Consider the following 24,529-nt stretch of genomic DNA (forward strand, 5'->3'; position numbering starts at 1 on the left):
TTAGCATCAAAACGCACTGCGTTTTGCACCATTTTACCCTGCAATTAGCAACAAATAGCCCCAAAAGAGGTGCGGATGGAGACGTTTTTAAATAAAAATTCATTTTGCCGCATCCGCTGACTAACCCCTGTTGGCATCACAACTAACCTTCACGAGAATCGATTTTTTGCAACAAGGTGGACGATTGGTGGAAAAAATCGCACTCATAATGTTAAATTTCTTGCTGAATAATTTACATCGGATGACGTATTAATGAACGCAAATTTCAGAACCGTTACAGCACAAGCTTATCGGCAAAAACATTTGGGCGCGTGTTAACGAACGCAGATTTCAGCATCGTTACTGCCCTTTCGTCCGCCAACAGCAGGCCTTGCCGCAAACATTCCACCCCAATCGGTTCATTAGGGCCTGTGCAAATTTTGTTTGATTGTTGGGCTTATCGTCCGTCTTATTCTTGAAGGTGCGGCAAGTTACTTCAGCAGAATGGTGGGCAATAGGCCCAACAAGCAAGCGAAGAACAAACACGAAACGAAGGGGAGTGCCTAAAACATCTGATGGGCGGTCTGATGAACCGCTTGAAATTTAAAGAAACAAGTTGGCTTTAAAGTCACACCTACTTGCTGATGGTTAAGCACTTTATGGGAAATTTTGACGTATTTATTCGATATTTATACTTATTTCGTACTTAGTAAAGAAGTTTTTTCGCATTATATTAAAAATAATGAAGAAAATGTTTGGCAGTTATTTTACAAATGCCTATCTTTGCCAAGTACTTAGTAGTCTTTGAAAACAAAAACAGAGATTCACAGGTGGTGCGCGTATTTTATAAGCGCAAATCCACAAGACGGGGAATCACGCCAATGCCCCAACACCCGCCATCCAGCGAATGGCGGTTGCGCAAATACCAGTAGAAGAATATAGCAAGTTCAACAACTATTCAGTCGAAGGATTAGAGAAGAAAGCCAAGAGACAAGCCACTTCGCGTGGTAACAAAGCCATCGGAGCCCTGTTTCGTAAGGCAACCGCCTTTCCTTTTCCATACATGCCATGTTGTGAACGAGCGTATTTCTATGGTCGCTAATACCTCTCGATGTTCCGCTTTGAAAGCGGGAAACCTGATATGTATATAAAATAATCTAAACTGATGTTTGTATGAAGAAGGTAGTATTGTTTGTTTTTATGTTATTGCAGCTGTGGGCCTGCGGGCAGGTGAAGTATCGTGAGGTACTAAGCTTGGCAGACGAGTTCGTGTCGAGCCTCGAAACGGACTACCAGAGCTACGGACTTCTCGGCGGCGTGGATAAGATTAAGTACACGCGCGACGGCCTTTACCAGGTGTTTCCCATGGGAAGACTCATCAATGTGAAGATTGATAGCATGGCCTCCGACGATGATTACGAACAGCTGCGACAGGCTTTGGCCTCCCATTACTCCGCCGACGGACGAGTGAGGCAGGTGTATCGTTGCCATGCCGGCACGATTATGATTGACTGCCGCAACTGATTTGAAGATACATACTGTTGTTTGAAGAAAGGGAGCGACACAGAAGCCCGGCGTGGCAACCTCGTTTCTTTTTACATTCAAGACGCTCGCGCTGGTGCCTTAATGTGTCGCAACCCTTTAAGCTTTCCCTTTTGTAGACCTTAATCGCACCTCGGGCTTAGCCCGCAGGTGCTTTGTTGGCTTATGCTTGGTGCAATGAGGCCTTTCTTAAAAGGACCCGCCTTGATGCTGGCTTGCGTTTGTAGGCAAGAGGTTGAGGGTGAAAGCCACGCCCCAATGCGCCTGGCGTTGCCCAATTGGTTTTGCGTAAACGCTTATTTTCGGTTGCAACGCCCATGATGTTGCCCTCAGCAAGGTTGTGGAAAAGGGTTTATTTGGCAGTTAGAAACCTCCATGCAGTCTTCGTAAGCCAGCCTGCTCGTTATGGAAACGGATTTAGTAAATCTATTTTTACGTAGTGTGAGGTGGGGCTTGTCAGTTCCTGACATAGGGCAGTGGCCCATAGCGCAGCACCGTGGTGTAGGCTTTCCCGGCTGGGTAGATGCAAACGGTGAAGAGATAGTTGTTCTCAACGGGCGAAGAACCGCCTTTGTAAAAGGGCATGTCGTCGTCTTCCCAGTCGATGGTTACGCCGGGATAGTCCTTATCCATCGTCTTGGCAAGCAGTTCAACGTCTTTCAACGCGTTTTTCTTGTTGACGGGGCGCGACGTAAAGCGGGCCTCGCTGAAATACGTGTTGCCCTGTTCGTCGGTTTGGAAGTTAAACGTTACTTTTTCAAACTTCACACCCTTGAATATCATGTCGCGATATTCAATTTGCTTGTTGTTGATGGATGTGGGCGTTCCGAATTGTCCCTTTATCCCTTTAAGGGCCGTTTCGTAGTTTGTTCCGAAGGCTACACCCTGAATGCTGGCATTGCTTTCGGCAAATGCCGTAGCCGAGATGAGAAGTGCGAACGCTGTCGCAAAAATACTTTTAATCATAGTGTTAAATCTGTTCATGTGTGCAAAGATAAACAAAAATGGGCAAACACCGGTGCGTTTCGGCACTCCATTTGGCGCGCATTGCTAAAAAGTTTGTTATAAAGTGTAAAACGGCGCGTTTCTTTTTATTAATTAGTAGGGAAGTATAGGATATTTTTTGTAAGTTTGCATACGGTGGCAAACGATGCCACATCACGCAAAAATATAGAGTATAGAATATGGCAACCATGTTATTGAATGACCTGTTAAGGGGGACGAAGTCGGCTATGACGCACAAACGCATCATCGCTTATTACTTGAACAACAGCACGTCTACCATACCCGAGTTGGCTAAAGAACTAAACCTAAGTGTACCCACCATCGCCAAAGTTATCGCCGAGATGTGCGAAGACGGATATATCGTTAACTGCGGTAAGATGGATACGGGCAAGGGACGCTCGCCGGTGATTTATGGTTTGGCGCCAGAGTCGGGCTATTTCGTTGGCGTCGACCTGATGAGCAACGGACTTAACCTGGGGCTGATGAATTTTAACGGCGAGCTGGTGAAACTCGACATGGACGTGCCTTACGAGTACCGCAACTCGCAAGAGGGACTAGACGAGCTGTGCGGTTATGTTACAGACTTTATCGACCAACTGGATATAGCCAAAGAACGCATCCTAAACGTTGGCGTGAACATACCCGGACGTGTGAATCCGGAAATGGGACAGAGTTTCAGCCGCTTTAATTTTGAAGAACGACCCTTGGTAGACCTCATGGCTGAAAGGATAGGATGCAGGGTGTATATCGACAACGACACGCGCTCGATGACGTATGGAGAAATGAGCAAAGGTGTGGTTAAGGGCGAAAAGGATGTCATTTTCATAAACCTTAGCTGGGGACTTGGCTGCGGACTTATCTTTAATGGCGAGTTGTATATGGGCAAGTCGGGCTTCTCGGGCGAACTGGGGCACTTCCCCAGTTTTGACAATGAAATTCTCTGCCACTGCGGAAAACGTGGCTGCCTGGAAACAGAAATATCGGGCATGGCCTTGCACCGCAACCTGCTGCAATGCGTGAAGGAAGGTCGACAAACGCTGCTGAGCGAACAAATCATGAAAGACGAGGCCTCGCTTACCCTCGACGACATCATCGAAGCAACCCTGAAAGAAGACCTGCTGTGCATTGAACTGGTTGAGGATATCGGCCAAAAGCTTGGCCGTTACTTGGCGGGCCTTATCAATTTGCTCAATCCCGAAATGGTTATCATTGGCGGTTCGCTGGCCCGAACGGGCGACTCGGTGCTGCAACCCGTGAAGAGTGCCGTAAGAAAATACTCGCTCAACATGGTTAATCGCGACTCGGCCATCGTGCTTTCCAAGTTGCAAGGCAAAGCCGGCGTTACTGGGGCTTGCCTTTTGGCGCGCAAAAGCCTGTTCCATTTTAGCTAATGCCCAAGGTGGTGAGCCACATCTTGCGCAGGTGCTTTATGCCGTAAGCGGGGCGCAAACGCCAGAGTGAGCGCGCATGGCATAATTTAAAGACTGCTGTTCGCATCGTTTTGGCAGATTTATATTATCTTTGCAAGCAAATCAATAGCCAGTATGCAGACAAGATGCCACCTCTCAATGCTCATTCACGAGCAAGCGCGCAAGTATGGCGACGCACCCGCACTAACGTTTAAACCCTTTGGCGAAGACGGATGGAGAACCGTGTCGTGGAACCATTTCTCACTGCGCGTAAAGCAAGTGAGCAATGCCTTCCTAAACCTTGGCGTTAAACCGCAAGAGAATATCGCCGTGTTCTCGCAGAATTGCCTGCAATATCTGTATACCGACTTCGGCGCGTATGGCGTTCGTGCCGTTGCAATTCCGTTCTACGCAACCAGTAGCGAGCAACAGGTACAGTTCGTTGTGAACGATGCGCAAGTGCGTTTCATCTTCGTAGGCGAACAAGAGCAATATGATAAGGCGCACCGCGTGTTCGCACTTTGCCACTCGTTGGAACGTATTGTGGTGTTCGACCGCAATGTGCGTATCAGCACCCACGACCCCAATGCCTTGTACTTCGACGACTTTTTGAAGTTGGGCGAGAACCTGCCACGGCAAAGCGAGTTGGAAAGACGTTGGAAAGACGCCAACGAGAACGACCTCTGCAACATTCTTTACACCAGCGGAACAACGGGCGACAGTAAGGGTGTGATGCTTACTTACAGCCAATACCACGCCGCACTGAAAGCCAACGACGAGTGCGTGCCTGTTGGCGAGACCGATAGGGTTATCAGTTTCTTGCCATACACGCACATCTTTGAGCGTGCGTGGGCGTACCTGGCACTCTCGGAGGGGGCGCAAATCATCATCAATACCAACCCGCACGACATACAAGACTCGATGCGGCAGACTCATCCCACGTGCATGTCGTCGGTTCCGCGTTTCTGGGAGAAGGTGTATGCCGGCGTAAAGGAACGCATGGAGGCTGCATCGCCGCTGCAACGTCGCCTATTTAAGCATGCTTTGGAGGTGGGAAGGCGGCACAATGTGCATTATCTCAGCCGCGGAAAACGCCCGCCGTTGCCCTTGCGCATGGAGTATAAGGTGCTCAACCGCACGGTGTTGAGCCTTGTGCGCAAACAATTGGGACTTGAAAACGCCAACATCTTTCCCACGGCCGGCGCGCGAGTGTCGCCCGAAGTGGAAGAGTTCGTACATTCCATCGGCTTGTTTATGATGGTGGGCTATGGCTTAACGGAGAGCCTTGCCACGGTTTCGTGCGACCGTGTGGACAAACCTTACACCCTGGGCTCGGTGGGAAGGGTTATCAACGGACTGCAAATAAAGATTGGCGAGAACAACGAAGTGCTGTTAAAAGGGCCTACTATCACCAAGGGATATTACAAGCGCGAGTCTCTTAACAGTAAGATTTTCGATAAGGATGGTTTCTTCCGAACGGGCGACGCTGGCTACATCAAGAACGGCGAGCTGTTTCTTACCGAACGCATAAAGGACCTTTACAAAACATCGAACGGCAAGTATATCGCTCCGCAGATGATAGAGGCGTTGCTCTTGGTGGATAAGTATATCGACCAAGTGGCCGTAGTTGCCGACGAACGCAAGTTTGTTTCGGCATTGGTGGTGCCCGAATTTAGGGTTGTTGAGGAGTATGCGCACGCTCATGGCATCGACTTCAACTCGCGCGAAGACCTTTGCGCCAACCGTCAGATACACCAAATGATGCTCGACCGCATTCACACGCTTGTGCAACAGCTCTCGCCGTACGAGCAAATCAAGCGCATAACGCTTATTCCTCACCATTTCAGCATGGAGAATGGCGAACTAACCAATACGCTGAAACTACGTCGCCCCGTTATCCTAGCCAATTATAAGGAACTTATCGACAAGATGTACGAGGAGTAAAAACAATTTTGGCATTGCACACTTGATATATAAATAGGAGTACAACGAAACGAACGAACACCCCCAAGCCTGCCGATGCACGATGAAATGGGCAATTTTAGCCTTCTTCGTCTGCAAAGACACGCCTATGTGCCACTGTGTGGAACAATATGGGGAACCAATAACGCAAAACATGATTACAGCAGACCAACTTAAAGATATACAAGAACGGGCTGATGCTTTACACCGCTACTTGGACATCGACCGTAAGCGGGTGGAACTTGAAGAGGAGGAACTACGAACGCAAGCTCCCGACTTCTGGGACGACCCCGCACGGGCACAAGAGCAGATGAAAAAGGTGAAAGGCATTGAAAAATGGATTGTGGGCTATAAGGAAGTGCGCCAGGCAGCAGACGAATTGCAGCTTGCTTTCGACTTCTACCACGATGACATGGTGACGGAAGACGAGGTGGACGAGGATTATCGCAAGGCGATAACGGCTGTCGAGAACCTCGAACTGATGAATATGCTGCGCCAAAAGGAAGACCCGATGGACTGTGTGCTGAAAATAAACTCGGGTGCAGGCGGAACCGAAAGCCAAGATTGGGCGCAAATGCTGATGCGCATGTACATGCGTTGGGCCGAGTCGCATGGCCATCGCGTTACGATAAGCAACTTGCAAGAGGGCGACGAGGCTGGCATTAAGAGCGTAACGATGGAGATTGAGGGCGGCGAATACGCCTATGGCTACCTCAAAAGCGAGAATGGCGTGCACCGACTGGTGCGCGTTTCGCCCTACAATGCGCAGGGAAAACGCATGACAAGCTTTGCCTCGGTGTTCGTTTCGCCATTGGTAGACGACACCATAGAGGTGTATGTGGACCCCTCGAAGGTGTCGTGGGACCTGTTTAGAAGTGGCGGCGCAGGCGGGCAGAACGTCAATAAGGTGGAAACGGGCGTGCGATTGCGTTACCAATACACCGACCCCGACACAGGCGAGGAAGAAGAAATACTCATCGAGAATACCGAAAGCCGCAAGCAATTGGAGAACCGAAACAACGCCATGCGACTTCTTAAATCGCAGTTGTACGACCGCGCAATGAAGAAACGCTTGGAGGCGCAGGCCAAGATTGAGGCCGGAAAGAAGAAAATAGAGTGGGGAAGTCAGATAAGAAGTTACGTTTTCGACGACCGCCGTGTGAAAGACCACCGCACCAATTACCAAACGGCTGATGTAGACGGCGTGATGGACGGCAAGATAGACGACTTCATTAAGGCCTACTTGATGGAGTTTCCCGTGACAGAGGAATGAGGAAAACGTGGAGAGGAGTAAAGTTGTAAGTGGTAAGGAGTGGGTGATAAGGAGTAAGTAGTAACGGGCGGGTTAGGCTACATGCTTGGTTTAGTAAGCAGGTTTAACCAGTTGCGATAGGGAAGTAATGGGAAACTAAACAAACCACGATGCCTCGTCAGCCCCCTCAGCTTGTCAACTCGTCAGCTCCTCAACTCGTTAACTTGTCATTTTGTTCGCTCGTCAACCCATCAACCCGTCGACTTGTTAACTCGTCACCCCGTCAACTCGCCACACCATCAACTAATATAAAAACCTAATTAATAATGCCGCTCGCATGTAGAGCAACCGTTTAAAGCAATGCACAAGGACCCATCTAAGTGATGACTGGTGGACAAAAAACCTCCCAAAACGGATTTCATTAGGTCCGAAACGAGGTTCAAATTCATCTTCAATTGAGAAACGGACGTGTGCTGCGCTGCAAGTCGAACTACCCGAACGCGAGCCTAAAAACTAAAAGTCTATGAGTGAGAAAAGCAAAATGCGTCGCGCACAACGTGAGGCGCGCCAAGAGAAACAAGCCAAACAAGTGATTTATTGGCTAGTGGGCGTATTGGCCTTGCTGGCTCTTATCTTGCTGGTTTATGCGATGAATTCGTGATTTTTCGTAATCTCAGGTCTTCGCCTTGCTTGTAAATGTAGTTACGAAACGTGCTGCAAGCCAGGTGAAGACCGCTAAACACAACATGCCAATCAGATGAGTGGACAAGAAATAGAACGAAAATTCTTGGTAGAAAAAGGCGGAGCCTATCGCGAGGCGTCTTTTTCGAGCAGTCATATCGTGCAAGGCTACATCCCATGCGAGGGAGCTACGGTGCGCATACGCAAACGCGACGACCGCGCATACCTTACAATAAAAGGCCGTTCGATGAATGGAGGCTTGTCGCGATACGAGTTTGAGACCGAGATACCGCCCCACGAGGCCGACCAACTGCTGCTGCTCTGTCGCGGCGGAGTGGTAGACAAGCGGCGTTTTCTGGTGAAAAGCGGTGCCCACACCTTCGAAATCGACGAATTTTATGGTAATAACGAAGGTCTGCTGCTGGCCGAAGTTGAGTTGGGTAGTGCGGATGAGGCCTTTGAAAAGCCCCATTTCATCGGGCCAGAAGTAACTGGCGACCGCCGTTTCTACAACTCCAACCTCCTGGCTAATCCTTTTTGCCTTTGGCGAAACACCTTACCAGAAGCATACCGATAAGGTTGCCCAAGACAACGCCTATGCTATTGGCGGCAAAGTCGAGCCAATCGCCACTGCGGTTACCGCCCGTGCAGGTGACTTGTGCCAACTCAATCAGTCCGCCCATCAACAGGGGAGCTAGAAAAATGCCGATGAAAAGGCGCATTTTGTTCAGCTCTCTATGCCTGCGAAGGTACTCTGCCCACACCACCACGCACAAAACGGCATACATCGTTATATGCATCCACTTGTCGAAGAGCGTGAGATGGCTCAGGGGTGTTTCAGGAATGGGCATCAGGCAAATCACCCATATCACCAAGATGATGCATGTGGCAAAGGGGTAGGCCATAATGATGTGCCGGCCATAGTTCACTTTTTGCAGTCCTGTCGGTTTCATATCTCTAATGTCTTTTTGGCTAACGAATGGCTCATTATGTGCTTCTGAAAGTACGAAATCGCTGTTTTAAACACCGAAAAGTCGCCAAATCGTATGGCCGAGATGTAATAATGCTGCTAACTTCTATGCAAAAGTAGATGTTTTTTGTAAATTTGCACCATGATAAACCAAAATAGTTACGATTATGTCTGAAAGTAGAGCAGGATTTGGGAGCAAGTTAGGATTGATATTAGCCACGGCTGGTTCGGCCGTAGGCCTGGGTAATGTGTGGCGTTTTCCTTATATGACTGGTGCCGATGGCGGTGCTGTGTTCATCCTTATCTATATGTGCTGCATCCTGTTTCTAGGCATTCCTTGCATGGTTAGCGAGTTTATCATTGGCAGGCACGGTGCATCCAACACCGCTCGTGCCTATACCAAGGTGGCCGGCAAAGGCAGTCCGTGGCGTTGGGTGGGCTTCTTGGGCGTGGCAACAGGCTTTCTCATCACGGGTTATTATGCCGTTGTGGCGGGTTGGTGCCTGCAATATATGTACGCCTCGGCCACAAATCAGTTGCAAGGCGACCATGCGGCCATTGCCAATTACTTCTCCGACTTTTCGGCCAGTGCCTTTTTGCCTGTGTTTTGGGCGGCCGCTATCCTGCTTTTTACCCATTATGTAATCATCCACGGCGTGCGTGGGGGCATCGAAAAGGCCTCCAAGCTGTTCATGCCCACGCTTTTCGTGTTGCTGTTGGTTATCGTTGTGGCCTCGTGCATGCTGCCAGGAGCAGGCAAGGGCATTGCTTTCCTCTTCAATCCCGACTTTTCTAAGGTCAATTCCAATGTCTTTCTCGATGCCCTAGGCCAGTCGTTCTACTCGTTGAGCATCGCAATGGGTTGCATTTGCACCTACGCCTCGTATTTCAGTAGGCAAACCAACCTGCTGAAATCGGCTGTTCAGATTTCCGTTATCGACAGCGTGGTGGCCATTTTGGCCGGTTTGATGATATTTCCCGCCGCTTTCTCGGTGGGCGTAAGCCCCGATAGCGGCCCGTCGCTCATCTTTATCACCCTTCCCCACGTGTTTCAGCAAGCCTTTTCGGGCGTTCCCATCGTGGGATATGTGCTTTCGCTCATGTTCTATGCCCTTTTGGGCTTGGCCGCACTCACGTCGCTCATCTCGTTGCACGAGGTAAGCACCGCCTTCTTCTTCGAAGAATTCCACATCACTCGTAAGAAGGCTGCCACCATCGTAACGGCAGGAACGCTCACAATAGGTGCGTTTTGTTCGCTTTCGTTGGGCGCAATGAGCGGTTTGAGCATCGCCGGGCACACGCTGTTCGACATCTTCGACTTCGTAACAGGCCAGATTTTCCTGCCCGTGGGTGGGTTCCTCACCTGCATATTCCTTGGTTGGTTTGTGCCACGAAAACTCGTAAAAGACGAGTTCACCAATTGGGGCACACTTCGTTCCACGCTCTTTGGTGCCTATCTGTTCAGTGTGCGCTACATTTGTCCGCTGTGCATACTTGCCATTTTCTTACATCAGCTAGGGCTGTTCTGATGCCTACGGGGCGTCCATGCAGATGGTAAAACTTCAAAAATAGCCCCATTTCACCGAAACCATTAATCCTACATACCATGTCAATGAAAGAATTGTTCTACTTTTCAAAGTCCGACCGCAAGGCCATCCTTTTTCTCTTGGTGGCCATTGTGGTGATTTTCGTGGCCATTCGCTGGTCGAGTGGCTTGTCAATAACTGCCGAAAAGCCAACCGCCCAACAGCGTAAGCCATCAAAACAGGCGGTTTCATCGTCCCGTTCTGATAGCGATTGGGATTTGGACGAGCCCACACAGATGGCCATTCACCTAACGCCCTTCGACCCCAATACGGCTCCGCCCGAACAACTTTTGGCTTTGGGATTGCAGCCGTGGCAGGTGAAAAGCTTGCTGAAATATAGAAACAAAGGCGGTGTTTTTCGGCAACCATCAGACTTTGCCCGACTGTATGGGCTTACTTTAAAGCAATATCGGCAACTAGAACCCTACATCCGCATTGCTGACGACTATCGCCCTGCGGCCGATTTCATCGCCTCTGAACGCCCGCGCACCATGCACCAACGCGATACTTTGCGCTACCCCATGAAGCTGAAGGCCGGTATGCACGTGTTTTTAAACACGGCAGATACCACAGACTTGAAGAAAGTGCCCGGCATAGGCAGTTATTTTGCCCGGCAAATAGTGAACTATCGCAATAGACTAGGCGGTTTTTCAGGCATCGAACAGTTGGCCGAGATAGACGACTTTCCCATTGAGTCGCTCACTTACTTTGCCATTTCTGCCGATGAATTGGCTAAAATTCACCGTCTTAACGTTAACAAACTAAGTCTAAACGAACTGAAAAGACATCCGTACATCAACTTTTATATGGCGCGAGCCATTGTGGATTTCCGCCGTTTGCATGGCGACTTGCAAAGTCTTGAACAGCTAAAACTGCTGAAAGACTTCTCGGAAGAGAAGGTGCGAAGACTGCAACCCTACGTCACCTTTTAAACATAATGCCGATGAAATGGGCGAAAACGTGTGTGGTGGCAAGCGAAAGCGCAGGCGAATAGACCATAGCCGATGTGCTTGCCACTGCTTTTCGCACGGCAACGCCTTACACGATGGGCAGCGAAATGCCCTTAATCTTTTGGTAAACGTCTAGCGCAAACAAGTCGGTCATGCCGCTAATATAGTCTATCACGGCTTGTATGCGCGTTTCAAGGCTAGGGCTGTTAATGTCGTATTGGCTGCTAAACCGCTGAATAAGTTGCCTAGAATAGTACCTTTGCGGTTCGGCGGCAGCCTTAACCAATGCCGTAAGCAAGGTTTCCATAATGTTATAACCGCTCAACTCCACGTCGAGCACAGGCTTGCTGTTGTATATTTTCTGTCTCGAAACCATTTCGCAGCGGCGGTAAGCCTCGCGTTCCAGGGGCGAGATATGGTCGATAAGGCAGCCTTCAAGCGCGCCGTCAAGCAACTTTTGCTCGTTGGCAACGAAGGCATCTACGCATTTTCGTTCCAACAAGCCAATCACGCAAGCCCGCATATACACCACCTTCTCGTGCACATCGGTAACGCCCTCTTCCTCAATTCGGTTCCTTATGCGTTGTTTTTCCTGCTCATCGAAGAATCCCAACAGCAGGTTTTCGGTCTCTTCAAACGAGAGAATTTTCAGTTTGTGCGAGTCTTCGATGTCCATTACCTCATAGCAAATGTCGTCGGCAGCCTCTACCAGATACACCAATGGGTGGCGAGCAAACCGCAAAGGCTCGTTGGGTGCCGACAGACGAATAACGCCCAATTCATCGGCGATTTTGCAATAGGTGTCTGATTCCGTTGCAAAGAACCCAAATTTGCTCTTCTTTCCCGATGCGCCACTTTCGAAGGGATACTTCACAATGCTGGATAGCATGGTGTAAGTCATCACAAAACCACCCGCACGACGCCCGTTAAAGCGGTGTGTAAGCAGGCGGAAGGCATTGGCGTTGCCTTCAAAATGGGTGAGGTCTGTCCAGAATTTGGGCGACAGTTTGTCTTTCAACGCCAGCCCTGCACCTTCTGAAAAGAACGTCTGTATGGCCTTTTCGCCACTATGCCCGAAAGGTGGGTTACCCATATCGTGTGCCAAACAGGCAGCACTTACGATGGTGCCGATTTCTTCGAACAGCGTGTTGGCCAATTCGGGATGCAGCTTTACCAGCGCGCGAGCCACATCGTTGCCCAACGACATGCCCACCGAGGCCACTTCAAGGCTGTGTGTAAGGCGGTTGTGTACGAATACGCTGCCCGGCAGCGGGAACACTTGCGTCTTGTTTTGCAGTCGTCTGAAAGGAGCCGAGAAAATTAATCGGTCGTAATCGCGTTTAAATTCCGAACGGTCGTCGTGCCTTTCGGGGTGTTTGCCTTCTTGTCCAAGGCGCATGTTGGATATCAGTCGTTGCCAGTTCATCGTCGTTGTTCATTATTTTGTATTTGCAAACTTACACAAAAAAGTTCGTTTGCACACTATTCCCACACATATTTTATATAGCGCGCATCATGTATTTCGTCTCCTGCAATGTACAATCCACGTCGTTTTTTTAATGTTTCAGGCCCTAAAAACCCACTTTTTAACTGCTATTTCACTCTTTTCAGCTATGATTTTGGTGGCGATAAAGGGTTTTATTTATGCAATTGCTGTGGATATTTATGTTTTTCGTTTTGCGTTTAGCGGCATTTTGCACTGCGTTTTGCACCATTTCACCTTGTGTTTTGCACCAAAACGCACTGCAATTAGCACCAAAACGCACTGCGTTTTGCACCATATTGCACTGCATTTAGCGGCAAAATGCATTGTGTTTTGCTGCAAATCGACCAAAAATGGGTGTTAGTGGCGGTCGGTTTAAATAAAAATTCATTTTGCCTGTATGTACAACTAACCCCTTTTTGCACCAAAATAAACCTCCGCAAGAATCGATTTTTTGCGGGAAGGTAGGCGATTGGTGGCGAAAAAGTCAGCCAAAATGTTAAAATAATTACTGAAAACTGTACAAGCGGGCTCGTCGCATGTACGCGTGCAAGGGCAACGGCTCTGAAATCGCGCGTATGCCTATCACCGGCAATACGAGCGTTTGCAGGATATGCAGCTCTTGCGTTGGAACTTTGTTTTTGCTGTTACCACTGGCAATGCGTGCGTTTGTTGGGTATGCCACTCATGACCAACAGAAACCTCATCGTGGAAATGTAGAACACATCCGCCTTTGACAGCTAGTTTTCTACCTGTTGAAAACACCCAAAGCCACAATAGACCATTGGCACGATTGAGGCTTATTGGCTGTTCTCTCATTCTTGCTTTGTTTCCTCTCTTTTTCACCGTGTATTTTAGGGGCATCGTCAAAATATGGTTTAGCCTAAACCGATCGTTGGCGCCTGTGCCGATTTTGTTTGACAGTAGAGCGTATCGCCCGTCTTGTTCTTGACGGCGTAGCGGGCAGCGTACGAGGAAAAGGCAGACAAGGTGTCGACAAGCAAACGGAAGACAGACAGGAAACAATGCAATCAACTTAAAATGTCTGATAAGCGGTTTAACTCGCCGATTGGGGCTTAAGTTGATAAACATAATCTATGTGATGTATGTTAAAATAGGCGAAGGCGGTTAAATGTAGGAGAATAGTTGCGAGAAACAGGAAAACACTACCGCTTTTCTACCGTCTTCTAAACGAATTATAACATAAAATAACGTCAAGAAATTTGTTTTGTTTGTAAAAACGTTTAACTTTGCAAAACATAACCGAATGCCGATAATGCAGTTGCCCATTCAGCTATCCTTGTTGGGATTTAAGATGGCTTTCTATGTCGGTGTTTGGCCAATAAGCAAAAGAGAATGCCCACTATGCAAATAATGGGCATGCCATGAAATAAAGATTTGGAGAATTAGAGACGACAATAGCTCTTAATGGAGAATTAGGAGATTTGTACGCCTCGTCATTTGATACTAAGTTTAGAAAGATCATGAAACACAAAAGAAAGAAATATAAGTGTAGAAGGTGGAATCTATCGCCCCAATGGGTCTTGTCTAAGACGCGATTGGGTTCGAGGTACGCAATACTTCGAATGTGCTGCCATGAGCGGTGCGTTTGCTACAATTCGTAGAAGTTTCAAAAAAGGTCTAATAATCCATTTAAATCGCAAGAACATGAACACTTTTCGACTTTTATTATTGACGTTGTTTGTTGCAGCAATGCCAATCATGGGTTTCGCTTATACTGGCGGTCAAATTGTCACATTTAACCAATTATGGTACAAGGTGTTATCTCCCACTAGTCATACGCTGGCTTTCATAGGCACTAATGGTTTTCCTTCTGGTCCATTAACATTGCCTAACAGTGTCTTCGATGGCAAAGATGCTACGTTTACAATTACCGAGTTGCAGTATGAACCTGGTTATGCCTGTTATGGAGTAACCGAATTAACAATTCCAGAGACGGTCAAGACAATTGGGGCGTTTAGTGTTCTTTGGGCTCCACTTATCAAAGTACATATCCCCCAATCGGTAACCAATATTTCCGAGAGTGCTTTTTGCTGTTTAAATAAAGCACCAAAATTTACCGTTGCATCGGGGAGCCTACATTTTGAGGCAGGTAGCGATGGTGCACTTTACTCAAAAGGGAAGACTAAGCTCTATTCAGTGCCCTCGGACGTACAATTGTCAGCTGGGGGCGTATATAATGTAGACAATAATGTTAAACGTATATGCATAGGTGCGTTTCTTAAAACCAACGGTCTAAAAAAAGTGGTGTTGCCCAATGGATTGCAGAGTATTGATATGGGTATGTTCACCATTGCTCCCACGTCCTCACTTGAAGCTTTTGAGGTCAGGCCAGGTGGTAGCACTCCTTTTTCGGCTGTAGACGGTGTGCTGTTTAAGGGAGATGAGCTTGTTTTGTACCCACAAGGAAAATCTACGCAGAACTACGTAGTTCCAAATGGTATCAAGAAGTTAGCGACCTATTCCATATCTGACAACGGACACTTACGAAGTATCGACCTGAACCAAGTTACCACGCTCCGTAATTCTGCCATATATAATGCATTGGAATTGACTTCGATAACAATCCCCAAAGACATTAAAAAGTATGGCAAAGTTCCTGGACAAGGACTAATGGAAGGTTGTTTCGAGTCGTGCCCAAAGGTTTCAACCTATTATGTGGCCAGCGGCAATACCGACTTTGTTATTGAGAATGGTGTTTTGTTCTCGGCAGATAAAACGCTACTGTACTGCTATCCGCCAAGTAAGCCGGGAAGTAGTTATGCTATTCCCAATAGTGTAACCCAAATTGGCAACAATGCCTTTCAAAATGCGCAATTCATCACCTCCATTCATATTCCGCAAAACGTAATAGTAATAGGTTCAAGTGCATTTCGCCAATTGAGTAACCTCTCAACATTGACTTTCGATGCTAATTCTAAAGTGAACTACATCTCTGATTTAGCTTTCAGAGGATGTTCGAAATTGAACGTGGTGACACTTCCCAAAGGTATAACATCACTTGGAGCGGTGTTCTACGAATGTGAAAACCTAGAGGTTATCAATGTGCCCGCTAACTCTAAGTTAACCACCATCCGTTCGGGCGCATTCTCAACCAATAGGAAATTGAAGGCGTTTAACTTCATGGGCGAGTGCCAACTGAACAGAATAGGGGCCAACGTGTTCGCTGGCCTTAAAGAACTTACGGCATTTAGCATTCCCAAGTCAGTGGCCTACATTGATGCTAATGCTTTCATTGGATGTAAAAATCTAACAACCGTAACCTTCGATCCGAATGCTGTAATACAGAAAATAGGTGAAGGAGCTTTTGCCGACTGTGGAATAACCAACATCAAAATTCCCCAAAAAGTGGTGGAGATAGAAAGGGAGGCCTTTTTGAAATGCGAGGCCCTTACCACAATAAACATCACGAAAGCAACGACCTCTATCAGCCCGGAGGCATTTAAATACTGTTCCAGACTTACCGCCATAAACGTGGATAAGGACAACGAAGTGTATTCAAGCATTGACGGATACTTGTTGTCGAAAAACAAACAGGAGCTAATGATATTCCCTCCAGGCAAGGCTAATGAGCGTTTCACGCTCTTACCTCCTTCCGTCATTAAGATTGGTGATTATGCTTTCTACGATTGCAAGAAACTGAAGAACGTGACTATACCCAATAAAGTGAAACATATTGGTAAACGTGCGTTTGGCTTTTGTGACAATCTTACCACCATCACATTCCTTTGCGACGAGATAATACCTGCTGCCAACATTAGTCAAGGTGGCAATGATGCGGCATTCGATGCCGACAAAGGAGCGACAAAAAAAATGGGTAAGATTACCATTAACGTTCGTAAGAACAAGTTTGTCGATTATCAAAGCATTCCTTTCTACAAGAAATTTGCCTTGATACGTCCATCATTCACTATTTCCAAGGAAGAGTATATCCTTGTTTCGGAGAAGGCCGCGGCCATGCTCAGCACCGAGAACACCGACCATACTTTCGTGCTTCCAACCGACTTCCACTATGGGGGCACAAAATACGAAGTAAGTTTTATTGGCGACTATGCCTTCGAACATGTTTCGCCCAATGTAAAAGAGGTGGTGGTGAAGAAGAATGTTGAGTATATCGGAGCCAAGGCTTTCGTGACTACTGGAAATACTTTGAAGAATGTGTTCTTCATTGAGGGTAACCCCACTAAGGGAATGCTTAGCACTACTCGTTTCGATCTAGATGCAACAGGGGACAATTACAATGAGTTTGCACCCGACACTAAGATATATGTTAAGAAGTCGGCATACAATAAGTATAAGGCTGAATGGACCAAGACACGCTACAACTCCGTTACAAAGCATGAGGAACAGAGCCCTTATAATTTCACAAATCAGATAGACTATCGTATAAAAGACGTGAAGATTAATACGAAGTATGCGACATTCGCTCGCGAATTTGATGTAGACTTCAAAGAATGTGTTACAGAGAACGGTTCGCGCGTGGCTGCATTCGTGTCTGGCTCGAAAGTGGTGTTCGGCAAACCCGACTATGGGACGGCTACATATCGCATTCGTATGACGAGTATCGATTGCAACGGTGGTGTGAGCGATTCGTACGGCTACGTCCCAGCCAACACTGGCGTGCTGCTGAAAGTTATTGATAACAAAAGTACCACTAATGCCGATTTCTATTACACTATAGGCGAGAAAGACGATGTGCAGTACAGCATTGCCAATAATGTAATGAAAGGTGTTACGGTTAATGCCACCAAAGTGGTGCCCTTTGGTTCTGCACGTTACTATGTGATGCAAGGAGGGTCGTTCAGAAGGGTAACAGTACCCGTGAATAATTTCCCCGTACATAAGGCCTACCTTAAGGTGAATAAGCCTGCCGGTGCCAAGCTAATACTACAATTTGACGACGAAGAGATTGCTGCCGACGAGGGGGAAACGGTTACTGGTATAGGCGGAGTAACAAACGACGAGAACGGTAAGGAGGACGACGCATACTATAACCTTAACGGACAACGTGTAGACAATCCGCAGAAAGGCATTTACATCCATCGAGGCAAGAAGGTAATCATTAAATAAAGTACATTGTAATGAAAAAGAGAACATACAGAAAACCTCAGGCCGGGTTAGTGAACTTGGATATTGAGCAGCTGATGATAGTAGCCAGTCCTGGTGTTGGTGGCGGCTACGATCCTGGAAAACCCATAGAGGGCAAGGGGACAAACTGTTTCGAAGACGAGGAAGATACGAGCTTAGAACCAGAAAGCGATCAAGACATTGGCGATTATTGGTAGACGATTGTGTCTTGCATGACTATGCAAAAGGTCGTTCATGAGAAATGGTCATCGGCGTTTCGTTAGAATTGGGAAAGTTAATGGTTGGTCGAACAATCTCGGAAGGAGGTGGCAATCGAGTTCTTTGACTTCGTTGAATTTAGTCTTATCGAACGGGGCTGTTAAGCGAGCCTTGTCCACTAGTGGACATGCTTGAGATTTGCAAGACTTCATAGGTAGAGCTTTCCAAATTCATATCATGATGGACCATAGCCACAAGATAAGGGGTTATAATGGCGACAGCAATCTGGAAACGGACGGCATTCTATATCGTACCCCAAACGTCTTGACTTTGAAATGCTGTTTTGGGCATTTGATGAAGAATTCGACCACTTATCTTTCCTTGTAAAGATATGCAACTTCAAGAGCTGTAAGCTGCTTGGCTTTGGCGAGAAAAGTGAACTCATGTTCTTTTCCTCATCATAATGTCTTACAAACCTAAATGGTTGTGGGTGTTTCTCCTTAGGCGGGTGGCATGAAAGTTTCACCTTGGCATCGGTCAACACGTTCTTTGGTGTGGCTTTTCCATCTGACTATCTTGTATTTCAATTTGGTCTTGGCTCTGACTACAGAAAAGGACTCTTTTAGATGTTGTATCCCATAGAGTTCCTTGGAGAATTCATAATCCCTGTCGTGTGTTTAGTAAACGTTTGGGGTGTAATGAATTGAAACCATTGTCGTAGAATCCATGCTTTGATGCAGTGGTTGCCGCGTAGAAAAATCGCATTTGAACCTCAATGTGATACGATACATGGGCTTTGACACCACCTTTTGTCTTTCTGAATCTTGCATATGGAAACGTAGAGAAGTGCAGGTAATGGTCGTTGGGTGAAATACCTATTTCTTTACTGAAATATCCAGAAAGTTGGTCGAATGATTCTTGCAAGTCTCCTTCATCATGTAGAGGACGAAAATCTCGAAATCCTTGTGGTGGCGGCTCTGGTTTGCAGCTGCCAATGTGACTTTGGCAATCGGCTTACTTCCTATACCAAGAAACTGACACTTGAATTGGTGAGATTTCAAAACTGCGACGGCACCTATCTGACTTTCATGATATGAGAGAGGTCCAAATATCATTGCAAATGGTTGGTCCCAACATTAGAAATGTTTCGCGTACTTGTCTCCATCATATTCGCAAGCAAGATAATTGAAGTGGTTCCCGTCTAAATAACTTGCGAATTGAGAGTATACCTCTTGACTTTGATTCATTACACCCTGTTGAATTAGGTCGTAAAACTCAAATTCAAAGCTGTAGACTCTCAGAAGTGCCTCTAAAAGACTGTAATCCAACAATTCCGAAGATCGGCCGATTCGTCTTAAGGTGACAGTGGTGACGCATATAATTTGCTCGCCTTGTAAAATTATATTGTTTTGCGTTGGATGGCGCAGTGACTTGCCTCCCCCTGTAAGAAGGCGAAACCTGCAATCCGTGTCCATACACGCCAAATGGCCTGATGGATTTATAATATATATTGATACGTTTTACGTTGAAAATATCATGGGAAACAAATGTAAATGGGAGAATGATAATGATCTGGAACCTGTCTCTTCTCGAAGAGACAGAATAAGAGATTAAAGTGCTTGGTGTCCCCAAGGCTTTACCCATGGGGCATGGAGGGCATTCCCTCTACATACCTAGGACTCACGAAGATAATAGAAGATAATTAATGGTACATCTTAAATACACACGAACATGAACACATTTAGATTTACATTTTTAGTATTGCTGTTTGTAACTATGCCGATTAGAGGCTTTTCATACACCAACGATCAAGTCGTGGTATTCGGCGACTGCTATTACAAGGTGGTTTCCGAGGAGAAACTAACTTTATCCTTTCTTGGAACGAAACCCACTAAGACGGGCGCATTGACTTTGTCCGCAAAGATTACCGACAATGAGGGATACGTCCTTACCGTTGTCGGGGTAGAGTTTAATCCACTTTACAAAAGTGTTGGTATTACTTCTGTGCAATTGCCGGAAACCATTGAATTTATCAAGATGTACGCTTTCCGCTGGGCTAAGCTATCTACCATGAACATTCCTAAAAAGGTGAAAACGATTGAACCAGGTGCATGGATTGCCCTTTTCTCTACACCCAAGTTCACCGTAGACCCATCAAACTCCTACTTCGAGAACGATGAGGATGGCGCTCTTTATACCACGGGCAAGAGGTCGCTCCTTTCCGTTCCGTCTAATGTTCCACTCAAGGGAGGGACGTATACCGTGAACTCAGATGTGAAGTATATCAACGCAGCGGCCATCCAAAACATTGAGGGGCTCACAAAGATTGTTTTGCCCAAGAACTTAGAAGGTACGTATGAAGGCTACCCTACAATTGCACCAATTAGCACACTCGTCGAAATGGAGATTCCATCGGATGCACCACACTACAAGACTATCGATGGCGTACTTTTCAGAGATACGACACTCGTTGTGTACCCAATGGCAAAAGCGGATAAAAACTATACGGTGCCTAACGGAATTAAGGCTATTACAAGTTATGCGATATCAAGTAGTCGCTTTCTCGAATCCATCAGTCTTAATGAAGTGACAAGGCTGGTAGGATCGGCGATCTACAATGCCCCCAAGCTCACCACCATCACTTTGCCTAAAAAACTGAAACCATTCACCTACGAAACTGGCGATGGCATGATGGAAGGAGGTTTCGAGGCATGTCCGAATTTGACGGAATATAAGGTAGACCCAGGAAATGCCGACTTTGTTGCCGTAAACGGAGTGCTGTTCTCTAAGGATATGAAAACACTGTATTTCTACCCCGCCGCCAAAGCTGGTGCGAGCTATACTATACCCTCGACAGTGGAGCTAATCGCTAGACAGGCGTTTCAAGGTGTCAAAGGGATAACTACGATGCACATTCCTGCAAAAGTAAAGAACATAAACGCGATGGCATTTCGTGGCATGTCAAATCTCGAAAGGATAATCTTTGACGCGAACTCACAATTGGAGGATATCCAATATTACGCGTTTTGGTCGTGTAACAAACTGAAGGAAGTGACACTGCCAAAGTCGTTGCTCTACCTAAATGAGATTTTCTATGTTTGCACGGGTCTTGAAACCATCAACATTCCCGCAGGTTCGAAGTTGAGAGGCATTAAAATAAAGGCGTTCGCCACGAACACCAAACTTAAAGCGTTTAACTTTTTAGGTGACTGTGATTTGGAGAAGATTGAGAGGAACGTGTTTGCAGGTTTGAGCAATCTTCAGTCGTTTAAAATACCCAAGTCGGTGAAGACCATCGAGTCTAATGCCTTTATCGGTTGCACGAACATGAAGACGGTTACGTTTGATCCTAACGCAGATATGGTGGAGATAGGCGCAGGGGCCTTTGCCGATTGCGGCATCACCAGTATCAACGTTCCCAAGAAGGTGAAGAAGATAGAAAGGGAAGCTTTCTTGAGATGTCAGGCTCTCACGACGATAGACATAACGAAGGCAACAACCTATATCAGTCCTGAGGCGTTTAAATACTGCTCTAACCTTACAGCAATAAACGTCGACAAGGATAATAGCGTATATTCTAGCGTTGACGGATACTTACTATCGAAAAGCAAGAATACGCTGATGATATTCCCTCCCGGCAAGGCCAACAGTAAGTTTACACCTCTGCCACCATCCATCACCGCCATTGGTGAATATGCATTTTACGATTGCAAGAAACTGGAAAATGTCACCGTACCCAACAAGGTTATGTCTATCGGAAAGCGCGCATTTGGTCTTTGCGACAACCTTAACACCATAACATTCCTTTGCGATCAGATCATCAGCCCTATGAACATCAATCAAGAGCAGAATGAAGAATCTTTTGATGTAGACAAACCAGGACAAAAGAAGATGGGGAAGATCAAGATTAACGTGCGTAAAGACAAGTTGAGCGCATATCAAAGCGATCCCTTCTATCAAAAGTTCGCCTCGATAAACAGTTCGTTCCAAGCTGGGACGGAGGAGTATATAGCCGTATCTGAGAATGCCGTAGACTTGCTCAGCACAACCCGCAACGATCATACCTTTATCTTACCCACTGAAATCAGCAATGGGAGTAAGAAGTACGAAGTGAGCCTCATTGGCGACTACGCCTTCGAGAATGCTCCCAACAGCATAAAGGAAGTTGTGGTTAAGCAGAACGTAAAGTATATTGGGGCTAAGGCTTTCGTAAAGAACAACAGTAAAATACAGAGCGTGTTCTTCATTGAAAGCGAACCAACCAAGGAGATGCTCGGCACTACGCGTTTCGAACTTGATGCCACTGGGAAAAACTATAACGAGTTCGACCCCGACACGAAGATATATGTTAAGAAGTCGGCATACGACAAGTATAAAGCAGAATGGACCAAGACAGTCTATAACGACACCAAGAAGAGAGAGGGGTTAAGTCCCTTTAATTTCACATCACAGATAGACTATAAGATAAAGGACACACAGATTGAAACTAAATACGTGACTTTCGCCCGTGAGTTCGATGTTGACTTTGGCGACTGTGCCTCTAATGGAGGGGTGAATGTAGCTGCATTCGTCTATGGTAGGCTATTGAATGGATCAGGGGATTATGGTGGAAACACACCGCAACACATAAGAATGAAAAGCATCGACCAGCATGGAGGCGTTAGTGATTCCTACACATACGTGCCAGCAAACACAGGCGTACTGTTGAAGATTCTTGGCTCGAAAAATAGCACCGGCGGTCTGTTGTATTACACCATCGGTGAGAAAGACAACGTTACTTATCACATCACGGACAATGTCATGAATGGCATAGAGGTGAATTCAAAAAAAGTAGACGCCAGTACAACTTCTCCCATTTATGTATTGCAAAAGGGTGTATTTAAAAAGGCAACAGCACCTATTCTCAACTTCCCCGTACATAAGGCATATCTGACTCTACCTTCTGGGGCTGCACCATCCAAGGAGTTGAAACCATGCTTTGACGATGACGAGACCACCAACATCGAAAACGTCACCACGAGTGAGGAAATGAAAGCCAACAACGTTTATTATAACCTGAACGGGCAGCGCGTGAGCAATCCGCAAAAGGGCGTATATGTACATAATGGCAGGAAAGTGCTTGTCAAGTAAAGACAAGGCTATGGAGAAGAAAACATACAAAAGGTCCAGAGACGAGAACATGTTTTTGCCCATAGAACAGCTGATGATTATTGCCGGCCCCTGAGTTGGCGGAGAGTATGATCCTGGCAAGCCCATAGATGGAAAAGGTTCTGATTTCTTCGATGAAAACGAAGACGAACTAATTAAGCAACAGGGCTACGAACCCACTTGGGGGTATTAGGCTACGAAGGCTCTTTTTCGTGCCAAACCTTCATAAAAAGATAGATTGTTCATGAGTAAACGAAATTTTATGGGCGATCGAATCACTTCGTTTGAAATAGGAAGGGCGATAAGTTTCATGGTTAAATGAATATTTATGGTTGATCGAATAGGGGAGAGTAACACTCCCCTATTCTCCTTTTGTGGCAGCGGTACACCGCTAAAATGTTCGATTTTGAGGGACTAAACCATACGAGTTATGAAATAAGGCTACCATGTGTTGAACATGTCTAAGGTGTAAGAGAAGAACGTTATTCGTTAGCTACCGCGTAGCATGGACGCAACGTTCCTCATCAGGAGTAACAGCCAGCGTGAATTGTTTATGTCAAATTGGCCATTAGAAAAAACACTTTCATCTTGTCGGAGAAATTGCTATATGGGTGCAAATGATTAATCCCAAACCAGTCATTTGTCCCAAATCAGTCGTTCGAGCCAGCGCAGATTTTGTTTGCTTGCCGGCATCTTGTCGGCTTATTCTTTTGAAGGCGTAACGGGCTACTTTTAAGAGGATAAGACAGACAATATGCCCACAAGCAAACGAAAGATGAACAGGCAGCGATGGGAATAACTTAAAATGTTTGATAAACGGTTTAATGAACTGGTTGGGGTTGAAAGTAAAGTGTAATGAGACGCCTCCCGTAATCGACAAAGACGTTAATGGAGAACGAACCATTTGCAAGCATACTGTGTTTTTCCAGCAAAAAAGAAAGATGTGTTCCTTAATGTCCAATTTGGGTTCATGCTCTCTGGTAAAAAACGACTTTCGTTACATTTGCTATTGGAGGAGATGGAAACAGCCTAAAAGAATTGATAAGCAGACTAACGACCGATTGAAATTTAAATTTAACAATTGAAGTCATCTAGACTTTTTAAATCTCGACAAATTGAGAGGAGTTTATTATCTTTAAAGTCGTCTTGACTTTTAATGTTTCTATAAATTGAGAGAAGTGCTTGACAAACCAACTCACTGGCTTATAAACTCACAAAAGTCCAACAACTCCCGAAGACATCAACTCACAAATTC

Annotated in this window: 14 protein-coding genes; 11 read left to right on the forward strand and 3 right to left on the reverse strand. The window is 46.4% G+C overall.

From position 1 onward, the window contains the following. Nucleotides 1–1,152 precede the first annotated feature (1,152 nt). Nucleotides 1,153–1,503, forward strand: coding sequence for a hypothetical protein (locus tag HMPREF2955_RS01295; RefSeq protein ID WP_009231670.1), 351 nt, complete (start codon nucleotides 1,153–1,155; stop codon nucleotides 1,501–1,503). A 474-nt stretch (nucleotides 1,504–1,977) separates the two neighbouring features. Here the strand turns inward: HMPREF2955_RS01295 and HMPREF2955_RS01300 are convergent, their stop codons facing one another. After that, nucleotides 1,978–2,487 carry a hypothetical protein gene (locus HMPREF2955_RS01300; protein WP_070720150.1) on the reverse strand — a complete coding sequence of 170 codons (510 nt, stop codon included), beginning with the start codon at nucleotides 2,485–2,487 and terminating at the stop codon, nucleotides 1,978–1,980. Nucleotides 2,488–2,705: 218 nt separating this feature from the next. Here HMPREF2955_RS01300 and HMPREF2955_RS01305 point away from each other — a divergent pair, with 218 nt between their 5' ends. From HMPREF2955_RS01305 to HMPREF2955_RS01320, 5 genes are all read left to right on the forward strand, one after another. Further along, complete coding sequence (locus HMPREF2955_RS01305) at nucleotides 2,706–3,917, forward strand: ROK family transcriptional regulator (RefSeq protein WP_044260035.1); 1,212 nt, start codon at nucleotides 2,706–2,708, stop codon at nucleotides 3,915–3,917. A gap of 153 nt (nucleotides 3,918–4,070) precedes the next feature. Further along, nucleotides 4,071–5,879, forward strand: a complete 1,809-nt coding sequence (locus HMPREF2955_RS01310; protein ID WP_070720153.1) for an AMP-dependent synthetase/ligase — start codon at nucleotides 4,071–4,073, stop codon at nucleotides 5,877–5,879. Nucleotides 5,880–6,051: 172 nt separating this feature from the next. Further along, the gene (gene prfB, locus HMPREF2955_RS01315) at nucleotides 6,052–7,170 is read left to right on the forward strand and encodes a peptide chain release factor 2 (protein ID WP_070720173.1); all 1,119 of its coding nucleotides are present in this window, start codon (nucleotides 6,052–6,054) and stop codon (nucleotides 7,168–7,170) included. A gap of 502 nt (nucleotides 7,171–7,672) precedes the next feature. Next, nucleotides 7,673–7,810 carry a hypothetical protein gene (locus HMPREF2955_RS16085; RefSeq protein ID WP_168166856.1) on the forward strand — a complete coding sequence of 46 codons (138 nt, stop codon included), beginning with the start codon at nucleotides 7,673–7,675 and terminating at the stop codon, nucleotides 7,808–7,810. 96 nt (nucleotides 7,811–7,906) lie between these two features. After that, on the forward strand, nucleotides 7,907–8,407 hold the full coding sequence (locus HMPREF2955_RS01320) for a CYTH domain-containing protein (RefSeq protein WP_070720154.1): 501 nt from the start codon (nucleotides 7,907–7,909) through the stop codon (nucleotides 8,405–8,407). Here HMPREF2955_RS01320 and HMPREF2955_RS01325 read toward each other — a convergent pair. After that, complete coding sequence (locus HMPREF2955_RS01325; protein ID WP_070720156.1) at nucleotides 8,358–8,783, reverse strand: VanZ family protein; 426 nt, start codon at nucleotides 8,781–8,783, stop codon at nucleotides 8,358–8,360. The two genes, HMPREF2955_RS01320 and HMPREF2955_RS01325, sit on opposite strands and share 50 nt — an antisense overlap. Nucleotides 8,784–8,967: 184 nt before the next feature. On the opposite strand from HMPREF2955_RS01325, the gene HMPREF2955_RS01330 reads away from it, so the two are divergent. Then, a complete protein-coding gene (locus tag HMPREF2955_RS01330; RefSeq protein WP_070720158.1) occupies nucleotides 8,968–10,329 on the forward strand; it encodes a sodium-dependent transporter in 1,362 nt (453 codons plus the stop codon). Nucleotides 10,330–10,406: 77 nt separating this feature from the next. Then, the gene (locus tag HMPREF2955_RS01335) at nucleotides 10,407–11,318 is read left to right on the forward strand and encodes a ComEA family DNA-binding protein (RefSeq protein ID WP_070720160.1); all 912 of its coding nucleotides are present in this window, start codon (nucleotides 10,407–10,409) and stop codon (nucleotides 11,316–11,318) included. A gap of 106 nt (nucleotides 11,319–11,424) precedes the next feature. Here HMPREF2955_RS01335 and dgt read toward each other — a convergent pair whose 3' ends face one another. Next, nucleotides 11,425–12,762, reverse strand: coding sequence for a dGTP triphosphohydrolase (dgt, locus tag HMPREF2955_RS01340; RefSeq protein WP_070720162.1), 1,338 nt, complete (start codon nucleotides 12,760–12,762; stop codon nucleotides 11,425–11,427). Between the two features lie 1,779 nt (nucleotides 12,763–14,541). Between dgt and HMPREF2955_RS01350 the strand changes: the two genes are divergently transcribed. The 3 genes from HMPREF2955_RS01350 to HMPREF2955_RS01365 all read left to right on the forward strand — a co-directional run bounded on the left by HMPREF2955_RS01350 (nucleotide 14,542) and on the right by HMPREF2955_RS01365 (nucleotide 23,256). Beyond that, complete coding sequence (locus tag HMPREF2955_RS01350) at nucleotides 14,542–17,910, forward strand: leucine-rich repeat domain-containing protein (RefSeq protein ID WP_083317592.1); 3,369 nt, start codon at nucleotides 14,542–14,544, stop codon at nucleotides 17,908–17,910. Between the two features lie 11 nt (nucleotides 17,911–17,921). Beyond that, the gene (locus HMPREF2955_RS01355; protein WP_070720168.1) at nucleotides 17,922–18,125 is read left to right on the forward strand and encodes a hypothetical protein; all 204 of its coding nucleotides are present in this window, start codon (nucleotides 17,922–17,924) and stop codon (nucleotides 18,123–18,125) included. A 1,732-nt stretch (nucleotides 18,126–19,857) separates the two neighbouring features. Continuing rightward, nucleotides 19,858–23,256, forward strand: a complete 3,399-nt coding sequence (locus tag HMPREF2955_RS01365; RefSeq protein ID WP_371326378.1) for a leucine-rich repeat domain-containing protein — start codon at nucleotides 19,858–19,860, stop codon at nucleotides 23,254–23,256. The last annotated feature ends 1,273 nt before the right edge of the window (nucleotides 23,257–24,529 follow it).

It is taken from the genome of Prevotella sp. HMSC073D09 (assembly GCF_001814145.1).
Taxonomy (GTDB): Bacteria; Bacteroidota; Bacteroidia; order Bacteroidales; family Bacteroidaceae; genus Prevotella; species Prevotella conceptionensis.

Coding starts and splice junctions, on each gene's coding strand:
- HMPREF2955_RS01295 (WP_009231670.1), top strand. CDS start 1,153: ATGAAGAAGGTAGTATTGTTTGTTTTTATGTTATTGCAGCTGTGGGCC.
- HMPREF2955_RS01310 (WP_070720153.1), top strand. CDS start 4,071: ATGCAGACAAGATGCCACCTCTCAATGCTCATTCACGAGCAAGCGCGC.
- HMPREF2955_RS01365 (WP_371326378.1), top strand. CDS start 19,858: ATGAACACATTTAGATTTACATTTTTAGTATTGCTGTTTGTAACTATG.
- HMPREF2955_RS01300 (WP_070720150.1), bottom strand. CDS start 2,487: ATGATTAAAAGTATTTTTGCGACAGCGTTCGCACTTCTCATCTCGGCT.
- HMPREF2955_RS01355 (WP_070720168.1), top strand. CDS start 17,922: ATGAAAAAGAGAACATACAGAAAACCTCAGGCCGGGTTAGTGAACTTG.
- HMPREF2955_RS16085 (WP_168166856.1), top strand. CDS start 7,673: ATGAGTGAGAAAAGCAAAATGCGTCGCGCACAACGTGAGGCGCGCCAA.
- HMPREF2955_RS01350 (WP_083317592.1), top strand. CDS start 14,542: ATGGGTTTCGCTTATACTGGCGGTCAAATTGTCACATTTAACCAATTA.
- HMPREF2955_RS01325 (WP_070720156.1), bottom strand. CDS start 8,783: ATGAAACCGACAGGACTGCAAAAAGTGAACTATGGCCGGCACATCATT.
- HMPREF2955_RS01320 (WP_070720154.1), top strand. CDS start 7,907: ATGAGTGGACAAGAAATAGAACGAAAATTCTTGGTAGAAAAAGGCGGA.
- HMPREF2955_RS01305 (WP_044260035.1), top strand. CDS start 2,706: ATGGCAACCATGTTATTGAATGACCTGTTAAGGGGGACGAAGTCGGCT.
- dgt (WP_070720162.1), bottom strand. CDS start 12,762: ATGAACTGGCAACGACTGATATCCAACATGCGCCTTGGACAAGAAGGC.
- HMPREF2955_RS01330 (WP_070720158.1), top strand. CDS start 8,968: ATGTCTGAAAGTAGAGCAGGATTTGGGAGCAAGTTAGGATTGATATTA.
- HMPREF2955_RS01335 (WP_070720160.1), top strand. CDS start 10,407: ATGTCAATGAAAGAATTGTTCTACTTTTCAAAGTCCGACCGCAAGGCC.
- prfB (WP_070720173.1), top strand. CDS start 6,052: ATGATTACAGCAGACCAACTTAAAGATATACAAGAACGGGCTGATGCT.